Source organism: Marinobacter vinifirmus, assembly GCF_002258215.1.
GTDB lineage: Bacteria > Pseudomonadota > Gammaproteobacteria > Pseudomonadales > Oleiphilaceae > Marinobacter > Marinobacter vinifirmus.
In genome coordinates this window covers 1-22474 of the sequence record NZ_NEFY01000017.1, presented here as the reverse complement: position 1 = coordinate 22474, position 22474 = coordinate 1, and the positions used below count along the sequence as shown (strand labels likewise).

The window sequence follows — 22474 nt, the reverse complement described above, 5'->3', positions numbered from 1 at the left end:
CACCTTTGTTATTTCTTCAGGGCTGCGATGGCCAACAGTGCCCAGCCCACCATGAAACACAGCCCGCCTACCGGAGTAACCGGCCCAAGCCAGTGGGTTCCTGTCAGCACCAGCAGGTACAGACTGCCGCTGAACAGCAGGATGCCCACCAGCCAGAAGCCGCAGGCCACAGCCAGGAGTTTCCGGGGCAGGCCGAGTACCGGCATCAGGCTGGCCACGACTAGGATCAGAGCGTGGTACATCTGGTAGCTGACCGCGGTCTGGAACACTTCAAGGCCCCGTTCGCTCACCAGGTTACGCAAGCCGTGGGCACCGAAAGCGCCGGCCATCACCGCCAGCAAACCGGCAACGGCGCCGGCTACCAGTGCCCAGCGTACAATCCGGGTGTTACTGTCAGCTGCAGTCACAGTGAATTTTTTCTCCGGTATCCAGGTTCATCATGGTCAGGGCACCGCCCCATACACAGCCGGTGTCCAGGCCGATAAACCGTTCGCTGCCGGTTTTACCTTCCAGGGCCGCCCAGTGGCCGAACACCACAGTTACGTCGTCCTTGCGCGGGTAGGTAAACCAGGGTGCGAAACCTTCCGGGGCGTTGGCAGCAGCTTCCTTGGTGGCCAGTTCCAGGCTGCCATCCTGTGCAATAAAGCGCATACGGGTGAAGTAATTGGTGATCACCCGCCAGCGATCCATGCCGGTGAGGGTATCACACCAGCGTTCGGGCTGATTGCCATACATTTGGCTGAAGTATTCGCCGGCATTGTCGCCGCGGATCACCGTTTCCACTTCCCGGGCACAGGCCACGGCCTGTTCCACGCTCCAGATATGGGGCAGGCCTGCGTGGGCCATCAGCAGGTTGCGATCGGCATCGTGCACACACAGGTGTTGCTGGCGCAGCCAGTGAATCAGCCGCTCATGGTCCGGGGCTTCCAGAATGTCGTGCAGGGTGTCTTTCTTCTTCGGGCTGTGGCCACCGAGCGCTACCGCCAGCAGGTGCAGGTCATGGTTACCCAGCACCACCACCGCGGAACTGCCCAGGCTTTCGATGTAGCACAGAGTTTCCAGCGAGGATGGCCCCCGGTTGATCAGGTCACCGGCCACCCAGAGCCGGTCCCGGGACGGTGAAAAATCCACCTTGGCCAGCACGTCCCGCAGGCGGTCATAGCAACCCTGAATATCGCCGATGGCGTAGTCAGTCATTACTTACCTCGTTGTTCCCGGCCGGCGCGGCGCCGCTGTCCACCAGCAAATCCGCAATCTTTACATAGTCCGCCAGGCTCAGGTTTTCCGGGCGTAATCCGTCGTTGATGCCGAGGGATTGCAACTGCTCCACCGTTACCATCGCCCCCAACGCCTTGCGCAGGGTTTTGCGACGGGCATTGAAGGCAGTACGCACCACGGCCTGCAGGGTTTTCAGGTCTTTCGCCGGGTGCGGCAGTTCTTTGTGGGGCACCAGCCGGACAATGGCGGAGTCCACCTTCGGGGCCGGGCGGAAGGCGCCGGGGCCGACTTCAAACAGCGGCTGCACCTTGCAGAAATACTGGGCCATGATGCCCAGGCGGCCGTAGTTGTTGTCGCCGGGTACCGCCGCCAGCCGCTGGACCACTTCTTTCTGCAGCATGAAGTGCATGTCCTGCACCACGCCACTCTGCTCCAGCAGGTGGAAAATCAGCGGGGTGGAAATGTTGTACGGCAGGTTGCCGACAATGCGCAGGGGGCGGTCGGTCATCAGCTCACGAAAATCGAAGCTCAGGGCGTCGGCCTCGTGAATCTGAAATTCCGGGTAGTTGAAAAACTTGGTGCGCAGCACCGGGATCAGGTCCCGGTCCAGCTCCACTACCTGCAGGCGCGGATTGATCGCCAGGATCTCTTCGGTGATGGCGCCCAGGCCGGGGCCGATCTCGACAATGGCATCGTCCGGCTTGGGGTTGATGGAACGGACAATGCGTTCGATCACGCCCGGATCGTGCAGAAAGTTCTGGCCGAAGCGCTTGCGGGCCTGGTGGCCGTGTTTGTTACTCATGATGATTCTCCGGCCTGTGCGGCCTTGCGGCAGCGGGCCATATGCTCGCCCACCCGAATGGCGGTGTGCAGGCTGCCGGCGTCGGCCTTGCCGGTGCCGGCCAGGTCAAGCGCGGTGCCGTGGTCGACCGAGGTGCGGACAATGGGCAACCCGAGGGTGATGTTTACGGCACGGCCAAAGCCCTGGAATTTCAGCACCGGCAGGCCCTGGTCGTGGTACATGGCCAATACCGCATCGGCATTGTCCAGCCAGTGCGGAGTAAACAGGGTATCCGCCGGCAGCGGCCCGGTCAGCTGTGTGCCTTCGGCGCGCAACTGTTCCAGGGTTGGCTCGATCACCTCGATTTCTTCCCGGCCCAGGTGGCCGCCTTCCCCTGCGTGGGGGTTCAGGCCCGCCACCAGGATGCGCGGCTGCTCAATGCCGAAGAAGGTTTGCAGGTCGGCATTGAGAATACGGGTTACCTGGGTCAGGCGCTGCGGCGTGATGGCCGCCGATACGTTTTTCAGGGGTAAGTGGGTGGTTACCAGCGCCACCCGGAGTTCTTCCGTGGCCAGCATCATCACCACCCGTTCAACGCCACACAACTCCTGCAGGAATTCGGTGTGGCCGCTGAAGACAATGCCGGCTTCGTTGATCACGCCCTTGTGCACCGGCGCGGTGACCATGCCGTCAAAGTCGCCGTTCAGGCAGCCCCTGGCCGCAACGGTCAGGGTATCCAGCACATACTGGCTGTTGGCGGCATCCAGCTGCCCGGCTAGCGTTGACTGGCAACCATCCACATGCCGAACCGACAGGTGTCCGGCCCGGATTTCCGGCACCATGCCCGGTTGCCAGTCGTGAAGCTGGACCTCAAGGCCAAGCGCGCTGGCCCGGGCCTGTAACAACTCGCGACTGGCAATCACCACCAGCCCGGCGTCCCGGGCTTCGGTAGCCAGCTGCAGGCACAGTTCCGGGCCGATGCCGGCCGGCTCGCCCGCCGTCAGCGCCAGGATGACCGGTGTACTCATGACGGGTCTGCTTCCTCGCTTTGCGGGTTCATATCGGCGAACTCGCCCTTGAACTCCACGAAGGCTTCATCACGGACTTCCCGCAGCCAGTTCTGCAGTTCCTGCTCGAACTTGCGCTGATAGATGGCCTGGCGGGCCTGGGATTCGCGGGCCTCGGCGGTGACATCCTGCTTGCGACGTTCCTGAACCTGCAGAATATGCCAGCCGAACTGGGAGCGCACGGGGCCGTAGATTTCACCCACGTCGGCATCCAGCATGGCCTGCTCAAACTCGGGGACCATCTGGCCCGGGCTCACCCAATCCAGGTTGCCGCCATCGGAGCCGGATACCGGGTCGTCTGACAGCTCACGGGCCAGTTCGGCAAAGTCGGCACCGTCCTGCAACTGTCGGTAGATATCGCGGATCCGCTGCTCGGCCTGGGCCTCGGTCACCGCTGCCGACGGGCGAACCAGGATGTGGCGAACCTTGTGCTGTTCGATAATCTGCTGCTGCTCGCCACCACGTTTGTCCATCACCATCACCAGGTGGAAGCCGCTGTTGTTCTCCAGCACGGCAGACGGCACACCCGGCTCCAGGCCCGGCACCACCGGCGCCACCAGTGACGGCAGCTGGCTCTCAGAGCGCCAGCCCATATCACCACCCTCAAGGGCGTTGCTGGCATCGGATTCGGCAACAGCTACTTCCCGGAAATCCCGGCCATCCAGAATCTGCTGGCGCAGGTTATCCGCCAGGTTACGGGCCTGGCGCACAGACGCCTCGTTACCCGGCTCGTCTACCTGGATAAAGATATAGGCCAGGCGGTATTCAGCACCATCGCTGCCGGCACCGGCCTGGGCTTGCAGGTAGTTTTCCACTTCGTTGTCGGTAATGCGCACCCGGTTGCCCACCTGGCGCTGCTGCACCCGGCTGGTGAGCATCTCGTTGCGGATCTGCTCCCGGGCCTGCTGGTAGGTCACACCTTCTTCCGCCAGCTGGCTTTCGAACTGGGCCATGGTCATGCCATTGCTGCGGGCGATGTTGGCCAGGGTTTCGTTCAGCTCGTTATCGCTGATGCGCATGCCCATTTTGTCCGCCATCTGCAGCTGGACGGATTCAGCAATCAGCTGTTCCAGTACCCGCTGCTCCAGCATCTGGCGTGGTGGCAGGCCGGTACCCTGGGCACTCAGCCGGCCCACAATGGTGTTCACCCGGGCTTCCAGCTGGGTCTGCAGGATGACATCGTCGTCGACAATGGCGACCACCCTGTCCAGCAGCTTGCGTTCAGCCTGTACCGCCAACGACATGGTCATCATGGCCATGGTCAGCAGCAGGGTCAGTCCGTGGCGTAAAGTCGCCTTCATAGTCACCTCTTGGTTTGTGCATTCCGGGTCGTCAGCCAGGCAAGGCCCGGCTAACGGTATTGGTTCGTTTTAGCGGCGCTGAGTTCCGAAACGGCGGCGCTCGCGCTCGTCATAGCCGTAGATGGCATCGGCAATGTTGTCAGATGCTCCGCCACTGCCGCCCAGGCCTTTCAGCTCGATCCGGAACAGCAGTCGGGTATCCAGTTCTTCATCGTCGGTCAGGTAGTTCTGGTGCACTACCTGCACACTCCAGCAGCAGTTGTTGTATTCCAGTCCGGCCAGGGTACCCACGGTACGGTCCAGTTCCGAATCCCACACCCAGCGGCCGATGGCACTGACCCGGTTGGTGACCGGCAACACGGCACCTACATCGGTCTGTTCAATGTCATCGGGCCGGCTGTAGGTATGGCCCAGCGTTGCCAGGTACCGATAATCCTCGGAATGGAAAATCAGCTGGCTGCGGCCTTCCTCGGTTCTCTGGGTGTCATGGTCCCACAGGCCGGAGCTGCGGATTTCCAGGTTATCAACCGGGTTCAGCACCAGCTCACCGGCCAGCGGCGAGTTACTTCGGTCAGAAGCACCCTGCCCGAACAGGCTCACTTCCCGGTCATCAAAATAGCGCACCTGGCCAATACTGACCCGGGCCCGCTCGGCGCCGGTCAGCAGGTCGTTGAAGCGACTGGTCAGGGCCACGGTCAGCTGGTTGGCGTCCCCTACCCGGTCACCGCCGGTGAAGCGATCGCGCTGGAACAACTGGTCGAATCGGAAGCTTTTCAGGCCGGTGTCAAAATCCGGGATGTCGTTCTGGTCGGCCTCTGCATCAGCCCAGGCATAATACAGCCGGGGTTCCAGGGTCTGGTTATAGGGAATATCGAACAGGCTGGAGCGGCGGTCAAAGTACAGGCCGTTGTCCCACTCGAACACCGGCACCGTACGGTCAAAACTGCTGTTGCCGAGCGTGTAGTCTTCCAGGTCGTAGCGGGTGTAATCCAGGCTCACCGACGGCCGGCTGAAGCCCCAGAGCGCGCGCATGGGCAGGGCTAGTTCAGGAATCGCCCGCACCCGCTGGCCATTGGCCCGGTTCAGGCCGGTCAGGTTTTCGTTATCCCGATAGAACCAGGAGTACTGGCTTTCGATGCCCGCCTCGAAGGCCCCCACTTCAGTGGTTCCGGCATACAGCACTTCCGGCAACAGGTTATAGGGTTTGTTGACGTCGGCAATACGTTCGGCAATGGTCTGGTAGCCATTCAGGTAGGCATCAAAATACTGGTTCTGGTCGGAATAACGTACACCACCGCGACGCTGCAGGTGAGTCGCCTGGTCAATTTCCAGGGAGCGGTTCAGGTCGCTCAGGTAGTCTTCGTCAGACACCACCGAGTAGTCGCCGTAACCGGTCCAGCCACCGCCGAAGGCTGCCCGGGTCGACAGATCCAGGGCCCAGCGCTGGCCGTCCGCGCCCGGATTCTCGTCTTTGTAGTAGGAATCGTCATCGATGTAGCCCAGCTGCAGCACCGACTCCCCGAACCGGCTCAGATACCGGCCTTCCAGTTCGGTAAACAGGCCCCGGCCATGAATGTACTGAGGCGTGAGCGTGGCGTCGTAGTGGGGCGCCAGGTTCAGGTAATAGGGCAAGGCCAGGAAGGCGCCGCTACCGGCACTGGACGAGCCGAACTGCGGGTACAGAAAACCGGTCTTGCGGCGGTCATCAATGGGGAAACTGATGTAGGGCCAGTAGAACACCGGGGCATCCAGCACCTCAAGGCGCACATGCCTGGCGGTGCCAAAGCCTTCAGCCTGGTCCAGCTCGATATCCGAGGCAACGATGGCCCAATCGTTCTGGCCCGGGCCGCAGGTGGTCAGCAGGCCATCGGTAATCAGCACCTGGTTTTCACCAATGCGCGACAGGGACGATGCCTCGCCGCGCATCTCGGATTCGTGCAGCAGGAAGGTGGCGGTGTTGATATCCAGCTGACCGCTTTCGGTGGAGTAGCGGGCGTCTTTACCGGTCAGCAGGAAGCCTTCGCCCCGGCTCACCAGAGGCCCCTGCAGGTTCAGGCTTCCGGAGCGGGTGTCGTATCGTGCCTCCGAGCCGGAGGCCTGGAAGCTGCCCTGGCGCAGCCTTACATCCCCCTGCAGGTACAGCTCCGCATCCAGCTCGTAGCGGGCACTGAGCGCACTGGCCTCCAGAGGTGCCTCGGTCTCACCGGCCGGCAACACTGGCATGGCGCCGCCGGCGGTGCCGGAAGGCAGGTAACCGCCATCGCAGAAGACCGGCAAACCAGCCTGTACTTCAGCCGGTAACTGGCTGCGGGGCCGCCAGTCGATCTCGGCCGCACTCGGCGCCTGCTTGCCGGCATCCTGGGCCAGGCCTGCTGCCGGCACCAGGGCCATCGCCAGCAAAAGCCCGCCGCAACGGGGCTTGAACCATAACAGGTGACGGTAACGGCTGGGCACGACGGCAATATTCCTGTTCCGGATAAATGGCGACTGACACTAAAAACAGCTGCCTAGTTTACACGCGCCCCCCGGGGTTGTTAACGGAAACCCCGCTGCAAATCCGTTTTACCCTCTTTATACTCCTCTGCTAACGTTCCCGGACACCAAAGACAACTCAGGACGCACCCGACAACCATGGATACCCGCCTGCAACTGCTGACCGACTGGGTCAGGCAAATTCCCGGTTTCAACAGCGCCAGCCCGGAACCGGTTTCCGGTGACGCCAGTTTCCGCCGTTACTTCCGGGTGTGGCGGGAAATGCCGGGCCAGCCCCGAACACCGTTTATTGTCATGGATGCCCCGCCGGCACACGAAGACTGCCGGCCCTTCGTCGCCATCGCCGAGCACTGGCATCGCCACGGCGTGCATGTGCCGGCCATCGAGGCGCAGGATCTGCAACAGGGGCTGTTGCTGCTGGAAGATTTCGGTGATCGGCTGATGCTCGCAGAACTGGATGGCGACAGCGCCGACACCCTGTACCGCCAGGCGCTGGACGAACTGGTGCGAATCGGGCAAATGCCACCGCCCGCGAATTATCCGTTGCCGGCCTATGATGACGCCCTGCTGGACCGGGAGATGGCCCTGTTTCCGGACTGGCTGCTGGAACAGCACCTGGAGCTGAAGCTGGACAACCAGGACCGGGCGTTGCTGGAAACCGCCTTCGGCCTGCTGAAAGAAAGCGCCCTGGCCCAGCCGGAAGTGACCGTGCACCGCGACTACCACTCCCGCAACCTGCTGATTCGCCCGGGCCAGGCCGCCCCCGGGGTGATCGACTTCCAGGATGCCGTGACCGGCCCGGTAACCTACGATGCAGTCTCCTTGCTGAAAGACTGCTACGTGCACTGGCCGGAAGCCGATATCGCTAACTGGCTGGAACATTATCGCCAGGCCAGCCTGGACGCCGGGCTGCACCGGGCCGATGCCGACACCTTCCGGCAGTGGTTTGAACTGATGGGCATGCAACGGCACCTGAAAGCCGCCGGCATCTTTGCCCGGCTGGCCATCCGGGACGGAAAGGCCGGCTACCTGGCCGACATTCCCAGAACCGTCCGCTACATCCGCGACGCCAGCGCCCGCCAGCCAGCCTTCCGGCACTTCCACGAATGGCTGTGCGAGGTGGTGATTCCCGCCATCGAAGAACGCATTGGCCCGTTGCCGGCTGCGGAGGCCCGCCAGCCGTGAAAGCGATGATCCTGGCAGCAGGCAAAGGCGAGCGCATGCGCCCGCTGACCCTCACCACCCCGAAACCCCTGCTCGAAGCCGGCGGCAAACCGCTGATTGCCTACCACCTGGAAAACCTGCACCGGGCCGGCTTTCGCGACGTGGTCATCAACCACGCCTGGCTTGGGCAACAGATCGAACAGGCCCTGGGCACCGGCGAGGCATTCGGCCTCACGATCCGTTATTCCCCGGAAGGCGAACCACTGGAAACCGCCGGCGGCATTGTCCGCGCCCTGCCCCTGCTGACCGGCGGCGGGGAAGACTGGTTCCTGGTGATCAACGGCGACATCTGGACAGACTTCCCCCTGGCCGAACTGCAATCGCCCGCCACTCCAGATTGCGATGCACTGCTGGTCGTCACTGACAACCCGGCACACCATTCTGACGGCGACTTCGCCCTGCAGAAAGACGGCACTCTGGCCAGCGAAGGCAAGGACAAACTTACCTTCACCGGCATCAGCCTGCTGCACCGGCGGCTGTTTACCGGCCTGGACGACAGCGCCGGCAAATTGGGGCCTGTGCTTCGCCGCGCCATGGTGGCCGGGCGGGTGCGGGGCCTGCACCATCGAGGCCAGTGGATGGACATAGGTACTCCGGAGCGATTAGCAGAACTGGATCGCAAATTGCGCTGATATCCGTAGCACCCGCGCTGCGAAAAGCCGCGCCAAGCTGGTAGACTTGCCCCATTCCATTCAGCCGACGAATCACCTGATCGAGAGAGCCACGATGAACCCCTATCTGATTGCGCCGTCCATCCTCTCCGCCAACTTTGCCCGGCTGGGCGAAGAAGTTGATAACGTACTTGCCGCCGGCGCCGATGTGGTGCACTTCGATGTCATGGACAACCACTACGTGCCCAACCTGACCATCGGCCCCATGGTGTGCGAAGCCCTGCGCAAGCACGGCGTAACCGCCCCCATCGACGTGCACCTGATGGTATCGCCGGTAGACGACCTGATCCGCATGTTCATCGACGCCGGCGCCAGCTACATCACCTTTCACCCGGAGGCGAGCAAGCACATCGACCGCTCCCTGCAACTGATCCGCGACGGCGGCTGCAAGGCCGGCCTGGTGTTCAACCCGGCCACGCCCCTGAGCTACATGGATTACGTGATGGACAAGCTCGACATGGTGTTGCTGATGTCGGTGAACCCGGGCTTTGGTGGCCAGAAGTTCATCCCCGGCACCCTGGACAAACTTCGGGAAGCCCGCAAGAAGATTGATGCCAGCAACTACAACATCCGGCTGGAAATCGACGGCGGCGTGAAGACCGACAACATCCGGGAAATCGCCGAAGCCGGTGCCGACACCTTCGTGGCCGGTTCCGCCATCTTCAACACGCCGGATTACAAAGCCACCATCGATGCCATGCGCGCCGAGCTGGAACAGGCCCGCAAGGTGATTGGCGGATGAGCCTGAAAGGTCTGTTTAATCCCCGCTGGCCCGGCGTTGCCCTGTTCGACCTGGACGGCACCCTGGTAGACAGCGCGCCAGACCTGGCCGCGGCGGTCGACCAGATGCTGGAACACCTGGGCCGCAAGCCCGCCGGTCTGGAGAAAGTGCGCAACTGGGTCGGCAACGGTGCCGGCATCCTGGTGCGCCGGGCCCTGGCTGACAAAACCGACTGGGAACCCGCGGCACTGAAAGACGAAATCCTTTACAACGACGCGCTGGAAATCTTCTACCACGCCTACGGCCAGATTAACGGCCGCAATGCCGTCGTGTTCGACGGCGTAACCGAGTGCCTGAACCACCTGCGCAGCCTGCGCTGCAAAATGGCCGTGGTGACCAACAAGCCGGACCGATTCGTGGCCCCGCTGCTGAACAAGACCGGGCTGGACCAGTACTTCCGGATCTGGGTGGGCGGCGATACCCTGGAAGTGAAGAAACCGGACCCGGCACCGCTGCTCTACGCCATGGAACAACTGGGCGGCACCCGGGGCACCACCGTGATGGTGGGTGACTCCGCCGCAGACGTTAACGCCGCCCAGGCCGCCGGCATTCCCTGCGTGGCCGTGCGCTATGGTTACAACTTCGGGGGCTCGGTAAACAGCCTCGGTGCCGACGCGGTTGTTGATTCGCTGGCCCAGCTTTTGTAATCTCGCAAGGACGTTTTACTTTGAACACATCATTTCGGGAGATTCCTGCCGTGCAGGGACTGAATCTGACTGCAGCGCGAGGCATCCTGACAACCCGCGCAACACGATGGTGGCGATGGCGCACCGGCTGAGCAAGCCACGGGGCTGATGGCACACGCCTGCATGCCCGCACCACCTGTCACAACGGTGTAACACCGTTCTGACAAAACGCAGATCAGATTTCAGGAAACCGAACCATGACACCCGAGCAATTCCGCGAGCTCGCTGAAGCCGGCTATAACCGCATCCCTGTGTACCGCGAAGTACTGGCGGACCTGGACACTCCCCTCAGCACCTATCTGAAACTGGCCAGCGGGCCCTATTCCTACCTGTTCGAATCGGTACAGGGCGGTGAAAAATGGGGCCGTTATTCCATCATTGGCCTGCCCAGCCAGGAAGTGCTGAAAGTCTTTGACCACCGCATTGAAGTGAGCCGTAACGGCGAAGTGGTCGAGCAGGCGGAAGTGGACGACCCGCTGGCCTTCGTCGATGAATACCAGCAGCGTTTCAACGCCCCGGACCTGCCCGAACTGCCCCGCTTCAACGGCGGCCTGGTGGGCTATTTCGGCTACGACACCGTGCGCTACATCGAAAAGCGCCTGCGCAACAGCTGCCCGCCCGACAAGATCGGCACCCCGGATATCCTGCTGATGGTGTCCAACGAAATCGTGGTGTTCGACAACCTGCGCGGCAAACTGCACCTGATTGTGCATGCGGACCCATCCGCCACGGACGCCTACGAGCACGCCCAGGCCCGCATCGACGAACTGGAAAACCAGCTGCACCGGCAGACCGCCAACGCGCCCCGCACCCCGGAACACCTGCGCGGCAAGATGATCAGCGAAAGCGATTTCCTGTCCGGCTTCAGCCAGGAAAAATTTGAAGCGGCGGTGAACAAGATCAAGGGTTATGTGCTGGACGGCGACGTGATGCAGACCGTCATTTCCCAGCGCATGTCGATCCCGTTCGAGGCACCGCCCCTGAACCTGTACCGCTCGCTGCGGGTACTGAACCCATCGCCGTACATGTACTTCCTCGACCTGGGCGACTTCCACATTGTTGGTTCCTCGCCGGAAATCCTGGCCCGGGTAGAAGACGAAGAAGTGACGGTGCGCCCGATCGCCGGCACCCGCAAGCGCGGCGCTACCGAGGCCGAAGACAAGGCGCTGGAAAACGAACTGCTGGCCGACCCGAAAGAAATCGCCGAGCACCTGATGCTGATCGACCTGGGCCGCAACGACGCCGGCCGCGTCTCGGAAACCGGCACCGTCAAGCTCACCGACAAGATGATCGTCGAGCGCTATTCCCACGTGATGCACATTGTCTCCAACGTCACCGGTCGCCTGAAACAGGGCACCAGCTGCCTCGATGTGCTGCGCGCGACCCTGCCCGCCGGCACCCTGAGTGGCGCCCCGAAAATCCGGGCCATGGAAATCATCGACGAGCTGGAGCCGGTGAAGCGCGGCGTTTACGGCGGCGCCGTGGGCTACCTGTCGTTTAACGGCAACATGGACACCGCCATCGCCATCCGCACTGCCGTGATCAAGGACAATACCCTGCACATCCAGGCCGGCGCCGGCGTGGTGGCAGACTCCATTCCCCGCCTCGAATGGAAAGAAACCATGAACAAGGGCCGGGCCATCTTCAAGGCTGTGGCCATGACCTACAACGACTACGACCACTGAGGCGGAGGAACAGATTATGTTGCTGATGATCGATAACTACGATTCCTTCACCTACAACGTGGTGCAGTACCTGGCCGAGTTGGGTGCTGATGTGCAGGTGTACCGGAACGATGAAATCACCATTGAGCAGATTGAAGCCCTGAAGCCCGAGCGGCTGGTGATTTCCCCGGGCCCCTGCACGCCCAACGAGGCGGGCATCTCCATGGACGCCATTCGCCACTTCGCCGGCAAGCTGCCGATCCTGGGCATTTGCCTGGGCCACCAGTCCATTGGCCAGGTGTACGGCGGCGATATCATCCGCGCCGGGCGGGTGATGCATGGCAAGGTGTCGGCGGTGTACCACAATGATATAGGCGTGTTCCGCGGCCTGAACAATCCCTTGCAGGCTACCCGTTACCACAGCCTGGTGATCGACAAAAACACCCTGCCCGATTGCCTGGAAGTGACCGCCTGGACCCGCAACGACGACGGCTCCGTAGAAGAAATCATGGGCGTGCGCCACAAGACCCTGCCCATCGAGGGCGTGCAGTTCCACCCCGAGTCGATCATGACCGAGCAGGGCCACGAACTGCTGCGCAACTTCCTGAGAACATAACAAGAGGCCGACCCCATGGACATGAAACAAGCCCTGAACCGCATTGCCTCCAACCTGGACCTGTCCCGGGACGAGATGAAGGATGTGATGCGTATTGTGATGAACGGCGAGGCCACAGACGCCCAGATCGGTGCCTTCCTGATGGGCCTGCGTCTGAAAAGCGAAACCATCGACGAAATCACCGGCGCCACCGAAGTGATGCGCGAACTGGCCACCAAGGTGGAAATCAACGCCAGCCCGCTGGTGGATATCGTGGGCACCGGGGGCGATGGCGCCAACCTGTTCAACGTCTCCTCGGCATCCGCCTTTGTAGTGGCCGCCGCCGGCGGTTATGTGGCCAAGCACGGTAACCGCGGCGTGTCCTCCAAAAGCGGCAGCGCCGACCTGATCGAAAAGGCCGGCATCAACCTGGACATGAAACCGGAAGAAGTAGCCCGCTGCGTGGAGCAGATCGGCGTCGGCTTCATGTTCGCCCCGTCCCACCACGGTGCCATGAAACACGCCATCGGCCCCCGCAAGGAACTGGGCTGCCGGACCATCTTTAACATCCTCGGCCCCATGACCAACCCGGCCGGCGTCACCCGTCAGCTGATTGGTGTGTTCACCAGGGAACTGTGCCGCCCGATGGCAGAAGTGATGCAGCGCCTGGGCGCGGAACACATCATGGTCGTCTGCTCCAAAGATGGCCTGGATGAAATCAGCCTGGCGACAGTGACCCACGTTGCTGAACTGAAAGACGGCGAAATCACCGAATACGACCTGACCCCGGAAGACCTGGGCATCAAGAGCCAGTCGCTGGTGGGCCTGACAGTGGATTCCTCCGACGAATCCCTGAAACTGATCAAGGCCGCTTTCGGTCGCAACCACGACGAAACCACCGAAAAAGCCCGCGACATGATCGCCCTGAACGCCGGCGCGGCTATCTATGTTGCCGGCCTGGCCAAGACCACCAAAGAAGGCGTGGATATGGCGCTGGACGCGATGGGTTCTGGCCTGGCGGCCGGCAAGATGTCTGAGCTGGCTGACTTTTCTCAGTGCTTTTAATCCCGGCCTGTTGAATTCGGTGCCGGACGACCGGCTGGGGAGGGGCGTTCCAAAACACGCCCACAAGTACGTCCCTGTAGGGCTTGACTGCAGCCATCCCTGGCTGCAGACAGTTTTGGAACGCCCCTCCCCAGCCGCTCTCGCAAACTATTTACGGGCCTGCTATGACTGACAGACATTTGGATAAGACTCCCACTATTCTTCGGAAAATCGTTGACCGGAAATGGGAGGAAATTGACGAACGGAAGCCGAAGGTTTCCATTGCTGACCTGAAGGCTATCGCGGGTGACCAAGCCCCGGCACGTGGGTTCGCGAACGCACTGCGGACTCGCATTGAAGCGCAGAAGCCTGCCGTGATCGCCGAGATCAAAAAAGCCTCTCCGAGCAAAGGCATCCTGCGCGATCCGTTTGAACCGGAACGTATTGCCGAGAGCTACGAGAAAGGCGGCGCAGCCTGCTTGTCAGTGCTTACCGACCACGATTTCTTCCAGGGCCACGAAGACTACCTGAAAGCCGCCCGAGCGGCCTGCAGCCTGCCGGTGATCCGCAAGGACTTCATGGTGGCGCCCTACCAGGTGTATGAAAGCCGGGCCATTGGTGCCGACTGCATCCTGCTGATTGCCGCGTGCCTGACCAAGGACCAGATGCAGGAACTGGAAGGCATTGCCCATGAGATCGGGCTGGATGTGTTGGTGGAAGTGCATGATGGCGAGGAGCTGGACGATGCGCTGACCCTGAGCACGCCGTTGGTGGGTATCAACAACCGGAACCTGCACAACTTTGAGGTCTCTCTGGAAACCACCTTTGAACTGCACCACCGTATTGCCGATGACCGACTGACGATTACCGAAAGCGGCATCATGACCCGCGCCGATGTGGAAGCCATGACCAGCCGCGGCATTTACGGGTTCCTGGTGGGGGAATCCTTTATGCGGGCGCCGGAACCCGGGGAGAAATTGCAGGAGCTTTTCTTCCCGGAGGGCTAACTCACAGTCAGAACAGGCTGACGGGTACCTTCTGCCAAAATCGTGCGTAGCCAGGGATGGCGGAGCCGAGCGTACAGGGAGGTATTTACAGCGTATTTTGGCAGAAGGTACCCGCCAGCCTGTGCACCCGGATCAACTCTCCGGCTCAGCCAGGGCCTCCTGTAGCAATTCCAGCAGATGCGCGGGCATGCCTTCCGCCAGTTTAAGTGCTGCTTCGTGGGCCCGGGGGCTCATTTTGTCCCAGGTGCGGCGCACGATGCGCAGCCACTTTTCCTTGTCGAAATCCGGATTGTCTTCGAAGAACCCGGCAAAGTACCGCTCCAGAAACACCATGCAGGCCACGTCTTCCAGCAACTGGGTATCTTCGTCTTCCCGAAGCTTGCGCTTGGTGATGATCGTCTCTACCCGCTCGCATTCTTCCTGCGGATAGCCGCATTCCGCCATAATCTCCGCCGCCCGGCGGCCGTGCATCCGGCCACAGGCCAGGCGCCATTGATAATAGTTCTTGCGGCCCTCACCATAGTCGCTCCGGGGCATGGTCCAGCGCTCCAGGTGCTGGGCCCGGCAGGCAATCTGCATGCGCTCTGAAGGTTCCGGTTCCAGCGCGAACAGCCAGCGGGTCATGTGCAGGCTGTAGGCGTATTCCCTGGGCAGTTGCTGGCCGTCTACCTGCTCAGTATTCGGGTCTGCCTGATTGGCCCGGTCGATGGCTTCCAGTGTGTTCATCAAGGTTTGTTGCGTCATACCATGTCCTGTTGCTGATCCTGACCGGGTTGTGGCTTTGTTGGGCAATCCTGGCTGCTGGCATCAAGCCTGGGCCGAAGGCCGGGCCTTGATGCGGTCGAACCAGGCCTGCAGGTTGGTCTGCTCCGGCTTGATACGGATATTCACCACCCGGGCGAAGGCTACGGTGGTGAAGGCATTGATGTCGGCCGCGGTAAAGCGGTCGCAGCAGATGTAATCCTTGCCTTCCAGGTGCTTGTTCAGGAAGTGCATGAACTTTTCCACGCCCTGCCCGCATTCTTCGCCCCATTCCTTGATGGGGTTCATCCGGTCCTTGAAGTAGCCGGTGGTGTGCTGGAAACACATGCCGGTGGGCATGAAGAAATAGAACTCCAGCCAGCGCAGCCACTGCTCTACCTGAGCTTTCTCGGCGGCAGTCTCGCCCATCAGTTTCGGGGTATCCGGGTAGGCTTCCTCAAAATAGCGGCAGATGGCCATGGTTTCGGCAATGCAGGTGCCGTCGTCCAGTTCCATCACCGGGACTTTCTTCATGGGGTTTCGGGCCACGAATTCCGGCGTCAGGTTTTCGCCTTTCTGGATATCTATCTCAATAAATTCCGCCTTGTCCAGCAGGCCTTTCTCGGCCATGAACATACGCACGCGGCGGGGGTTGGGTGCAGTCCGGGTTTCGAAAATTTTCATCTTGTTATTGGCTCCCTGGCAGAAAAACGGGCTTTGAATACAGCAGGTTGACCGGAAAAAACGGTTGCGTCAAGAAACTATCGGGTGCCGGGTATCCAGTCACCCATTTGCCGGATTACCCACTCCGGCTCATCCAGCGGCAGGTCGTGGCCGGCATCCGCGTGCAGCTTCAGGGTCCAGCACCAGCGCCGTTCCAGTTCGGCACTGCAGTACCAACTGGCAATCCGGTCGCCCTTGCTGGCCAGTATCAGGGCATCGGCCATCGGGCGCTTTTCCAGGGGTTTGAAACGGGCAGCCGCCAGCAACTGGTTGCGGGCGTTGGTGAACGAGACCGGGCGCTGGCGCTGGATGCTGTACCAGGCCTTGCACAGGCTCAGGGGAATATCCCGGCTGGAGGTCAGGCGCAGGATGTCCCGTTCCCGATGGAACAGTTCACGGCGAACCAGTAAACGCAGGATCTTCGGCCAGGCCGCCGGCTGCATTCGCTGCCAGGGCCGGCTGAAACCGGAACTGGTGTTGATCAGCACCAGGTGCTGTAATTCCCCGGGCTCGGCATGCTGGGCCCAGTCCAGGGCCACCATGCCCCCCATAGACAACGCCAGGATGCTGAACGGCCGGGGAATATGGCTCACCTGCCGGCACACCTGCTCGCGAATAGCACGCACTGTGGCCGGGCTGGCTTCCCGGTAATGGATGCCCGTGCCGGGCAGGTCCACCAGGTGGAAATGCTGGCCCGGAAAGGCCGCACGCAAGCGTTCGGGAAAGTCGCCCCAGTGTGCCCGTTCCCGGGTAAGACCCCGCAGGAGGATCCAGTGCATGTTATCGGTTATCCCTGTACCAGTGCATGATGGCGGCTTCCCTGAGCATGGACTCTTCATCGCCCTCCGGCAACCAGTTCCGGTAACTGCTGGCCGCATTTACCAGGAAGTCTATCCAGCTCAGGTGGCTGCGCAACACCCGCTGATGGCGGTGGGGTACCAGCGGGTTGAATAACCCGTCCAGCCGCAGCAGCTGGCGCGGGCGCTTGCGCACCCATTTCCAGGAGCCCATTTCCAGGGTCAGGGGCAGGAACACCCCGTCACTGCTGCGGTTGACCTGCTTGTAGAAGTAATCCCACAGGTCACCGTGAGTCAGGTAATGGGCCGACTGGGGTTCGAAACGATAGTGGTGATTGGGGTAAGCCTGTTCCCAGATCAGCTTGAGGGCCATCACCGACCCGATGCGGCGCATGGGCCGGCGGCGATAGGCATAGGGAAACCAGATCTGGTCCTGCCAGCCGAAACCGGAGTGGCAGTCCAGCGCCACGCTGAAGGGCCGGCCCGGCAGCAGGTCCTGAATCACCGCTTCCAGTGCCAGGTTCTCCGGCTCCATGCCCTGCTCCGGATCGCCGGTGTACCAGGGCATTCGCGGCGACAGGCGCTGGCCACCCAGCAGGAAGGCGCTCTGGTCCTGGGCGGTAATCGGCGCGTTGCGCATCAGGTCGACACCGTTGGGGTTGCCGCGCTGGTTCAGGTACATACCGCCGGGGTTCAGGATCGGCAGCAGGGTGATGCGGACTTTCTCCAGCAAGGCGTTCAGGTGGTCATCCCAACCGAGCCGGGCCAGGAAGGAATCGAGCCAAGCCATCACCACCTGGCTACCAATGCGCTCAAGGCCGTGAACTCCGCCGACAATCAGCACCGCCGGCACATCGTCCCGGGTGGAACCCAGGTCCACCCGGTAGATGGGCAAGTGCAGATCCCGCACGGCAACCTCGCCGGCGACGGTGGTGGTGACCTGTTCGGGGGCTTCGGCCAGCTGTCGCTCCAGCTGCACCAATTCCGGCAGGAAGCTGCGCAACAGGCGCTTCTGGTTGCGGTCGCGGCCGGCCTGTTGTTCGGGAATGGCACTGTGGGGGGTGAGGGCCCGCAATTCGGTCATGGCTGGTCTCTCTGCAGCATCGACCTGTCAGGGTAGACGGCAAATGCTGCAGAAATTTGACCGGGCGGGCCGGGGAAGAGAGTTACAGGTTGTCGGTGGTCGCCGGGAACGCCTTGATCACCTCACCGTTGCCGGTTTCCAGCAGCAATTCACCCTGGCGACCGATGCGGCCATCCACCACCTGCCCCAGCAATTCCAGGTACTTGCGCTCCTGGTTCATCAGCGACGGCGCGCAGGCCATCATGGTGCTGCCCAGGGTACTGAACGACAATCCATCATCACTCAAACGGTAATTGCCCATAAACCGGTTGCAGGATGCACGCCCTGCCACCCGGCCATTGCCCAGGAACTGCAGGGTAACCATGGAGCGGTCGATCAGCCCGGCACCGGCCAGGTCTTCTACCACCCACTGCACACCCCGGAACAGCCGCTCCCGGTCGCCGCCACAGCCTTCAAAGCTGTTGCCGTCCAGGGTCAGCCGGATCTGGGACGGATACTGGCGCTTGTCCAGGCCCACTTCACACAGCTGGTGTGCCACCCGCACTTCCAGCGACTGCGCTTCGGTTTTCGCTTCAAACGTCCGGCCGTGTCGATTGGCCAGGGTTTCGGTCAGCCAGATCTCGTTCAGCGCTTGCTGCTGGTACGGCGGGGTCAGGGTCATCCGGTTGTTCTCGATCAGCGCCGACCAGTCCGGGTCGGCACCGATGGCCTCAAACTGGGATTCTATCGCGCCCGGTTCCAGGCATTCCGGCAGCAGATCACCCTTGAGCGTCAGCGTTGCCCGCTTGCCTTCGGCCAGGAAGCGGGTGGAGGTATCGCCCGGAGCCACGTAGAGGGCACCGGTGTCGGTGGGGGACGGTTTCAGCAATACGCGGCGGTCCAGATACTCAAGGCCCAGAAGCTGGCCGTCTTCAGCCGGGGCAACCCGGATATCCAGCTGGCCGCAGCGATAACTGCCATAGTCCGACAGGGCCAGGGTTTTGGGTTGGGAAGCGCAGGCTGCCAGTACAAGGCTGCAGCCGGCAAGAATGGTCAGCGAAAAAATTCGTCCCTTAAACATCACAACGTCCTATTTTGGTCCAGACTCCGGGGCGCTAGTCTAAAGATTCCGGGCCAGCTTCACCATGCCCAGTCACACGGAACCGGCCTGTTGTGGTACCGGGGCCGCACAGGGTAACCTTGCGCCATCTATTTCAGGGGAATCATCACCATGGCCATGAAACTCTACCAATTCTGCATCTCCCACTATTCCGAAAAGGTTCGCTGGGCCCTGGATTACAAGGGCATCAGTTACCAGCCCGTAAACCTGCTTCCCGGCCAGCACGCCAGAACCATCAAGAAGCTGACCCGGGCCGGGTCCTCGGTGCCGGTGCTGGACCACGATGGCCAGATTATCCAGGGCTCTTCAGAGATCCTGGACTACCTGGATAAAACTTTCCCGGAACCCGCCCTGATGCCCGAAGACCCGGCCCTGCAGGAACAGGTTCGCAGCTGGGAGACAAAGCTGGACGAACTGGCTGGCGCGGCCATCCGCACCTGGGTCTACCACTACTTCCTGCAACGGCCGAAGGTAGTGGTGCCGCTGCTGGCTGCCGGCACACCGTTCTACAACCGCATCCTGCTCAGCCTGGCCTTCAGCCGGGTGGACGAGATCATGCGAAACTGGATGAAGATTAACCAGAAGACCGCCGATGCCGCGCAGGAAACCCTGGAGCAACTGATTACCGAGCTGGCAGAGGTATACGAGCGGCAGCCGTACCTGGTGGGTGACCGGTTCACCCGGGCTGACCTGACCGCTGCAGCGCTGCTGGCCCCGTTGTTCCAGCCCGAGCAATATCCCGTGCCCTGGCCCAAGCCGGCAAAGGTCCCGAAACCGGTGCAGGCCTGGCTGGCAGACTGGCGCCCGAAACTGGAGCCGGTGGTGCAGGTGTACCACAAGCACCGGTAACCGGGGCTGTTGGCCGAAAAGGTCACCTCCGCTGTCGCAACAGGACAGTGCATTTATTGTTGGTTATGCCAAGATAAAACCTGAATAAAAACAAAACAGGTTTCCCATGGCATTACTCGACATGATGCGGGCCGTACTGGAAGACAGCGGCCTGCTGGCACTCTGGCACACACTGGCCCCGTCGCTGGCCCTGGATGAGCGGCAGCTGATTTTCATGGTGGCCACCCCCATCTTTATCGGTATTACCTTCTGGGAGTACCGGAAAATCCGTCACGACCCGAAACTGATGGATACCGCCGAAGCCATCCGCAACTTTGCCCTCGGCGCCGGTTACCAGGTTACCGAGTTACTGTTTGCCGGCATCATAGCCTTTCCTGTCTATGCGCTTTGCTATCACTACCGCCTGTTCGAGCTGGAACTGAACTGGCTGACCGGATTCCTGACCTTCCTGGGCGTGGATTTCTGCTTTTACTGGATGCACCGGGCCAGCCATCGCATGCGCTGGTTCTGGGCGGCCCACGTGGTGCACCATTCCTCCGAACGCATGAACTTTTCCACTGCCATGCGCCAGAACGCCACCAACATTTTCAACTGTATGTGGGTGTTCTACCTGCCCATGGCCCTGATCGGCTTCAACCCGGTGTGGATCGGCGTGGCCTATGCCTTCTCGCTGGTGTACCAGTTCTTTGTGCACACCACGCTGGTGGGCCGGCTGCCCGGCTGGATCGAACGGGTGTTCAATACCCCCAGCCACCACCGTGTACACCATGGCCGCAATCCGGAATACATTGACCGCAACTACGGCGGCACCTTGATCATCTGGGACCGGCTGTTCGGCACCTTTGCCCCGGAAAACGATGCCAATCCGCCGGAGTACGGCATCACCCGGCAAATCCATTCCACCAACCTGATTGTGCTCTGGACCCACGAATATGTGGACATGTTCCGCGACATGAGCCGTCCGGGCGGTCTACTCTCCCGTCTCGGACATTTGTGGCGACCACCGGAGTGGCAGCGCCCGACCATCAGCAACAGCGAACAACCGGGCACCCTGCATGAGCGAAACCACCCTGAACCTGACCGCCACTGACGGACACCGGATAACCGGCACCCTTTTTTGCCCGGACACCCCCTGCGCGGCTTTAGTGATCAGCCACGGCATGGCCGAGCACGGCAACCGCTATGCCGGCCTGGCCCGCTGGCTGGGTACTCAGGGCGTGGCGGTGGTCACCTACCACCACCGGGGCCATGGCCCGGACTGCCGTCCGGAAGACCTGGGCCACTACGCAGACCACCAGGGCTGGCAGAAAGTGGTGGACGATCTCGGCCTGGTGGTGGATCACATCCGCCAGCAGTTCCCGCAGCGGCCGGTCACCCTGCTGGGCCACAGCATGGGGTCGTTCATCGCCCAGAGCTATGCTGCGCAGCACGGTGACAAGCTCGACACACTGGCGCTCAGTGCCACCAACCGCATTCACAAACCCCAGCTGCGGGCGTCCGCCGCACTGGTCTGGCTGATCCGTCTGCTGCGCGGCCGCCGGCACCACAGCAAACTCATAAGCGCCATGACCTTCGGCCAGTTCAACCGGCACTTCCGCCCTAACCGTACCGACTGCGACTGGCTCAGCCGGGACCCGCAACAAGTGGACCGCTACCGGGCAGATCCGCTGTGCGGGTTCGAGTGCAGCGCCGGCCTGTGGCATGATTTCATCACTGGTATGCTTGGCATCAATCCCGGACAATGGCCGCAGGATCTTCCGGTACACCTGTTTGCCGGCACCGATGACCCGGTGGGCGAGATGGGCAAGGGTATCCGCCAGCACTTCCGGGCGATCCGCGAAGCCGGCATCCAGAAGGTGACCTTCCGGCTGTTTGACGGAGGCCGCCACGAGATGCTGAATGAACTCAATGCCGAGGACGTATGGCAACACCTTCTGCAATGTATTCCGGTTCGGGAAAACGCCTGCACCGAGCCCTTGCCGGCCTGATCGGCACTGCCCTGCTTGTTTTCCATTCTGCAGCCCTCGCGGAAACGGCCACCCTGGCGGTAGCCGCCAACTTCACCGGCACCATGAACCGGCTGGCGCCGTTGTTCGAACAACAGACCGGTCACCAGTTGCGCATCAGCTACGGCTCTACCGGCAAACTCTATGCCCAGATCCGCCATCGCGCGCCGTTTGATGCCTTTATGGCGGCAGACCGGGAACGCCCCCGGTTACTGGAACAACAGGGGCTGGCGGTCGCCGGCACAGGATTTGACTATGCCGAGGGCCGGCTGGCGCTCTGGAGCAGAACCCCCGATCTGTTTACCGATGGCACGGCCTGGCTGGCCCGACAACCCGAGCGGCTGGCCATCGGCAACCCGAAAACCGCCCCTTACGGCATCGCTGCCATGGAAGTGCTGGAGAATCTCGGGCTCGCACAAGCCCTCCGCCCCGCGCTGGTCAGCGGCGACTCCATTGCCCAGACCTTCCAGTTTGTCGCCACCGGCAATGCCGTCTCAGGGTTTGTAGCACTGGCCCAAACGCGGGCATGGAAGGAGGAAGGCTCCCTGTGGCTGGTACCGAATGATCTGCACACGCCCATCAGGCAACAGGCTGTTTTGCTGGGCCACGGCGAGGATAATCCGGCGGCCCGGGCGTGGATGTT

23 protein-coding genes are annotated in these 22474 nt (G+C 61.8%); 12 read left to right on the top strand and 11 right to left on the bottom strand.

Annotated elements, in window-relative coordinates:
* Positions 1-8 precede the first annotated feature (8 nt).
* The 6 genes from B9Q17_RS15045 to B9Q17_RS15020 form a co-directional block, all read right to left on the bottom strand.
* The gene (locus B9Q17_RS15045) at positions 9-407 is read right to left on the bottom strand and encodes a DUF423 domain-containing protein (RefSeq protein ID WP_094625827.1); all 399 of its coding nucleotides are present in this window, start codon (positions 405-407) and stop codon (positions 9-11) included.
* Positions 394-1197 carry a symmetrical bis(5'-nucleosyl)-tetraphosphatase gene (locus B9Q17_RS15040; RefSeq protein ID WP_094625826.1) on the bottom strand — a complete coding sequence of 268 codons (804 nt, stop codon included), beginning with the start codon at positions 1195-1197 and terminating at the stop codon, positions 394-396. The genes B9Q17_RS15045 and B9Q17_RS15040 overlap by 14 nt, the downstream gene beginning before the upstream one ends.
* A complete protein-coding gene (gene rsmA, locus B9Q17_RS15035; RefSeq protein WP_022988427.1) occupies positions 1190-2020 on the bottom strand; it encodes a 16S rRNA (adenine(1518)-N(6)/adenine(1519)-N(6))-dimethyltransferase RsmA in 831 nt (276 codons plus the stop codon). Before rsmA ends, B9Q17_RS15040 begins: the two co-directional genes overlap by 8 nt.
* Positions 2017-3027: a 4-hydroxythreonine-4-phosphate dehydrogenase PdxA gene (gene pdxA, locus B9Q17_RS15030; RefSeq protein WP_058341936.1), complete on the bottom strand. Its 1011-nt coding sequence runs from the start codon at positions 3025-3027 to the stop codon at positions 2017-2019. The genes rsmA and pdxA overlap by 4 nt, the downstream gene beginning before the upstream one ends.
* Positions 3024-4367, bottom strand: coding sequence for a peptidylprolyl isomerase (locus tag B9Q17_RS15025; protein ID WP_094625825.1), 1344 nt, complete (start codon positions 4365-4367; stop codon positions 3024-3026). The genes pdxA and B9Q17_RS15025 overlap by 4 nt, the downstream gene beginning before the upstream one ends.
* 69 nt (positions 4368-4436) lie before the next feature.
* Positions 4437-6758 carry an LPS-assembly protein LptD gene (locus B9Q17_RS15020; RefSeq protein ID WP_094625842.1) on the bottom strand — a complete coding sequence of 774 codons (2322 nt, stop codon included), beginning with the start codon at positions 6756-6758 and terminating at the stop codon, positions 4437-4439.
* A 240-nt stretch (positions 6759-6998) separates the two neighbouring features.
* On the opposite strand from B9Q17_RS15020, the gene B9Q17_RS15015 reads away from it, so the two are divergent.
* The 8 genes from B9Q17_RS15015 to trpC all read left to right on the top strand — a co-directional run bounded on the left by B9Q17_RS15015 (position 6999) and on the right by trpC (position 14532).
* Entirely contained in the window at positions 6999-8045 is a 1047-nt protein-coding gene (locus tag B9Q17_RS15015) for an aminoglycoside phosphotransferase family protein (protein ID WP_094625824.1), read from the top strand.
* A complete protein-coding gene (gene murU, locus B9Q17_RS15010; protein ID WP_094625823.1) occupies positions 8042-8716 on the top strand; it encodes an N-acetylmuramate alpha-1-phosphate uridylyltransferase MurU in 675 nt (224 codons plus the stop codon). The genes B9Q17_RS15015 and murU overlap by 4 nt, the downstream gene beginning before the upstream one ends.
* Positions 8717-8810: 94 nt before the next feature.
* Positions 8811-9497 carry a ribulose-phosphate 3-epimerase gene (gene rpe, locus B9Q17_RS15005; RefSeq protein WP_022988433.1) on the top strand — a complete coding sequence of 229 codons (687 nt, stop codon included), beginning with the start codon at positions 8811-8813 and terminating at the stop codon, positions 9495-9497.
* Positions 9494-10183 carry a phosphoglycolate phosphatase gene (locus B9Q17_RS15000; protein ID WP_058341941.1) on the top strand — a complete coding sequence of 230 codons (690 nt, stop codon included), beginning with the start codon at positions 9494-9496 and terminating at the stop codon, positions 10181-10183. Before rpe ends, B9Q17_RS15000 begins: the two co-directional genes overlap by 4 nt.
* A gap of 236 nt (positions 10184-10419) precedes the next feature.
* Positions 10420-11907 (top strand): anthranilate synthase component I, encoded by a 1488-nt coding sequence (trpE, locus tag B9Q17_RS14995; protein WP_058341942.1) that lies wholly within the window; start codon positions 10420-10422, stop codon positions 11905-11907.
* Positions 11908-11923: 16 nt separating this feature from the next.
* Positions 11924-12502 (top strand): aminodeoxychorismate/anthranilate synthase component II, encoded by a 579-nt coding sequence (locus B9Q17_RS14990; protein ID WP_094625822.1) that lies wholly within the window; start codon positions 11924-11926, stop codon positions 12500-12502.
* 15 nt (positions 12503-12517) lie between these two features.
* Complete coding sequence (trpD, locus tag B9Q17_RS14985; protein ID WP_094625821.1) at positions 12518-13546, top strand: anthranilate phosphoribosyltransferase; 1029 nt, start codon at positions 12518-12520, stop codon at positions 13544-13546.
* A 164-nt stretch (positions 13547-13710) separates the two neighbouring features.
* Positions 13711-14532, top strand: a complete 822-nt coding sequence (gene trpC / locus B9Q17_RS14980; protein ID WP_094625820.1) for an indole-3-glycerol phosphate synthase TrpC — start codon at positions 13711-13713, stop codon at positions 14530-14532.
* 132 nt (positions 14533-14664) lie between these two features.
* Here the strand turns inward: trpC and B9Q17_RS14975 are convergent, their stop codons facing one another.
* The 5 genes from B9Q17_RS14975 to B9Q17_RS14955 all read right to left on the bottom strand — a co-directional run bounded on the left by B9Q17_RS14975 (position 14665) and on the right by B9Q17_RS14955 (position 18937).
* Complete coding sequence (locus tag B9Q17_RS14975; protein WP_094625819.1) at positions 14665-15276, bottom strand: DUF4202 domain-containing protein; 612 nt, start codon at positions 15274-15276, stop codon at positions 14665-14667.
* Between the two features lie 63 nt (positions 15277-15339).
* A complete protein-coding gene (locus B9Q17_RS14970) occupies positions 15340-15957 on the bottom strand; it encodes a glutathione S-transferase family protein (protein WP_022988440.1) in 618 nt (205 codons plus the stop codon).
* A 77-nt stretch (positions 15958-16034) separates the two neighbouring features.
* On the bottom strand, positions 16035-16775 hold the full coding sequence (locus B9Q17_RS14965; protein WP_094625818.1) for an alpha/beta fold hydrolase: 741 nt from the start codon (positions 16773-16775) through the stop codon (positions 16035-16037).
* Between the two features lies 1 nt (position 16776).
* Positions 16777-17877: a M14 family zinc carboxypeptidase gene (locus B9Q17_RS14960; RefSeq protein ID WP_094625817.1), complete on the bottom strand. Its 1101-nt coding sequence runs from the start codon at positions 17875-17877 to the stop codon at positions 16777-16779.
* Positions 17878-17959: 82 nt separating this feature from the next.
* A complete protein-coding gene (locus B9Q17_RS14955; RefSeq protein WP_094625816.1) occupies positions 17960-18937 on the bottom strand; it encodes an META domain-containing protein in 978 nt (325 codons plus the stop codon).
* Between the two features lie 150 nt (positions 18938-19087).
* Here B9Q17_RS14955 and B9Q17_RS14950 point away from each other — a divergent pair, with 150 nt between their 5' ends.
* From B9Q17_RS14950 to modA, 4 genes are all read left to right on the top strand, one after another.
* Positions 19088-19825: a glutathione S-transferase family protein gene (locus tag B9Q17_RS14950; protein WP_094625815.1), complete on the top strand. Its 738-nt coding sequence runs from the start codon at positions 19088-19090 to the stop codon at positions 19823-19825.
* Positions 19826-19931: 106 nt separating this feature from the next.
* The gene (locus tag B9Q17_RS14945; protein WP_094625814.1) at positions 19932-20915 is read left to right on the top strand and encodes a sterol desaturase family protein; all 984 of its coding nucleotides are present in this window, start codon (positions 19932-19934) and stop codon (positions 20913-20915) included.
* Positions 20881-21813: an alpha/beta hydrolase gene (locus B9Q17_RS14940; RefSeq protein ID WP_094625813.1), complete on the top strand. Its 933-nt coding sequence runs from the start codon at positions 20881-20883 to the stop codon at positions 21811-21813. Before B9Q17_RS14945 ends, B9Q17_RS14940 begins: the two co-directional genes overlap by 35 nt.
* A partial coding sequence (modA, locus tag B9Q17_RS14935; protein WP_094625841.1) for a molybdate ABC transporter substrate-binding protein occupies positions 21747-22474 on the top strand: 728 nt, incomplete at its 3' end. The genes B9Q17_RS14940 and modA, both read left to right, overlap by 67 nt.

What these genes read in the sequence shown, in the direction of transcription:
- B9Q17_RS15040 (WP_094625826.1), bottom strand. Translation starts at nt 1,197, where the DNA reads ATGACTGACTACGCCATCGGCGATATTCAGGGTTGCTATGACCGCCTG.
- rsmA (WP_022988427.1), bottom strand. Translation starts at nt 2,020, where the DNA reads ATGAGTAACAAACACGGCCACCAGGCCCGCAAGCGCTTCGGCCAGAAC.
- pdxA (WP_058341936.1), bottom strand. Translation starts at nt 3,027, where the DNA reads ATGAGTACACCGGTCATCCTGGCGCTGACGGCGGGCGAGCCGGCCGGC.
- B9Q17_RS15025 (WP_094625825.1), bottom strand. Translation starts at nt 4,367, where the DNA reads ATGAAGGCGACTTTACGCCACGGACTGACCCTGCTGCTGACCATGGCC.
- B9Q17_RS15020 (WP_094625842.1), bottom strand. Translation starts at nt 6,758, where the DNA reads ATGGCCCTGGTGCCGGCAGCAGGCCTGGCCCAGGATGCCGGCAAGCAG.
- B9Q17_RS15015 (WP_094625824.1), top strand. Translation starts at nt 6,999, where the DNA reads ATGGATACCCGCCTGCAACTGCTGACCGACTGGGTCAGGCAAATTCCC.
- rpe (WP_022988433.1), top strand. Translation starts at nt 8,811, where the DNA reads ATGAACCCCTATCTGATTGCGCCGTCCATCCTCTCCGCCAACTTTGCC.
- B9Q17_RS15000 (WP_058341941.1), top strand. Translation starts at nt 9,494, where the DNA reads ATGAGCCTGAAAGGTCTGTTTAATCCCCGCTGGCCCGGCGTTGCCCTG.
- trpE (WP_058341942.1), top strand. Translation starts at nt 10,420, where the DNA reads ATGACACCCGAGCAATTCCGCGAGCTCGCTGAAGCCGGCTATAACCGC.
- B9Q17_RS14990 (WP_094625822.1), top strand. Translation starts at nt 11,924, where the DNA reads ATGTTGCTGATGATCGATAACTACGATTCCTTCACCTACAACGTGGTG.
- trpD (WP_094625821.1), top strand. Translation starts at nt 12,518, where the DNA reads ATGGACATGAAACAAGCCCTGAACCGCATTGCCTCCAACCTGGACCTG.
- trpC (WP_094625820.1), top strand. Translation starts at nt 13,711, where the DNA reads ATGACTGACAGACATTTGGATAAGACTCCCACTATTCTTCGGAAAATC.
- B9Q17_RS14975 (WP_094625819.1), bottom strand. Translation starts at nt 15,276, where the DNA reads ATGACGCAACAAACCTTGATGAACACACTGGAAGCCATCGACCGGGCC.
- B9Q17_RS14970 (WP_022988440.1), bottom strand. Translation starts at nt 15,957, where the DNA reads ATGAAAATTTTCGAAACCCGGACTGCACCCAACCCCCGCCGCGTGCGT.
- B9Q17_RS14965 (WP_094625818.1), bottom strand. Translation starts at nt 16,775, where the DNA reads ATGCACTGGATCCTCCTGCGGGGTCTTACCCGGGAACGGGCACACTGG.
- B9Q17_RS14960 (WP_094625817.1), bottom strand. Translation starts at nt 17,877, where the DNA reads ATGACCGAATTGCGGGCCCTCACCCCCCACAGTGCCATTCCCGAACAA.
- B9Q17_RS14955 (WP_094625816.1), bottom strand. Translation starts at nt 18,937, where the DNA reads ATGTTTAAGGGACGAATTTTTTCGCTGACCATTCTTGCCGGCTGCAGC.
- B9Q17_RS14950 (WP_094625815.1), top strand. Translation starts at nt 19,088, where the DNA reads ATGGCCATGAAACTCTACCAATTCTGCATCTCCCACTATTCCGAAAAG.
- B9Q17_RS14945 (WP_094625814.1), top strand. Translation starts at nt 19,932, where the DNA reads ATGGCATTACTCGACATGATGCGGGCCGTACTGGAAGACAGCGGCCTG.
- B9Q17_RS14940 (WP_094625813.1), top strand. Translation starts at nt 20,881, where the DNA reads ATGAGCGAAACCACCCTGAACCTGACCGCCACTGACGGACACCGGATA.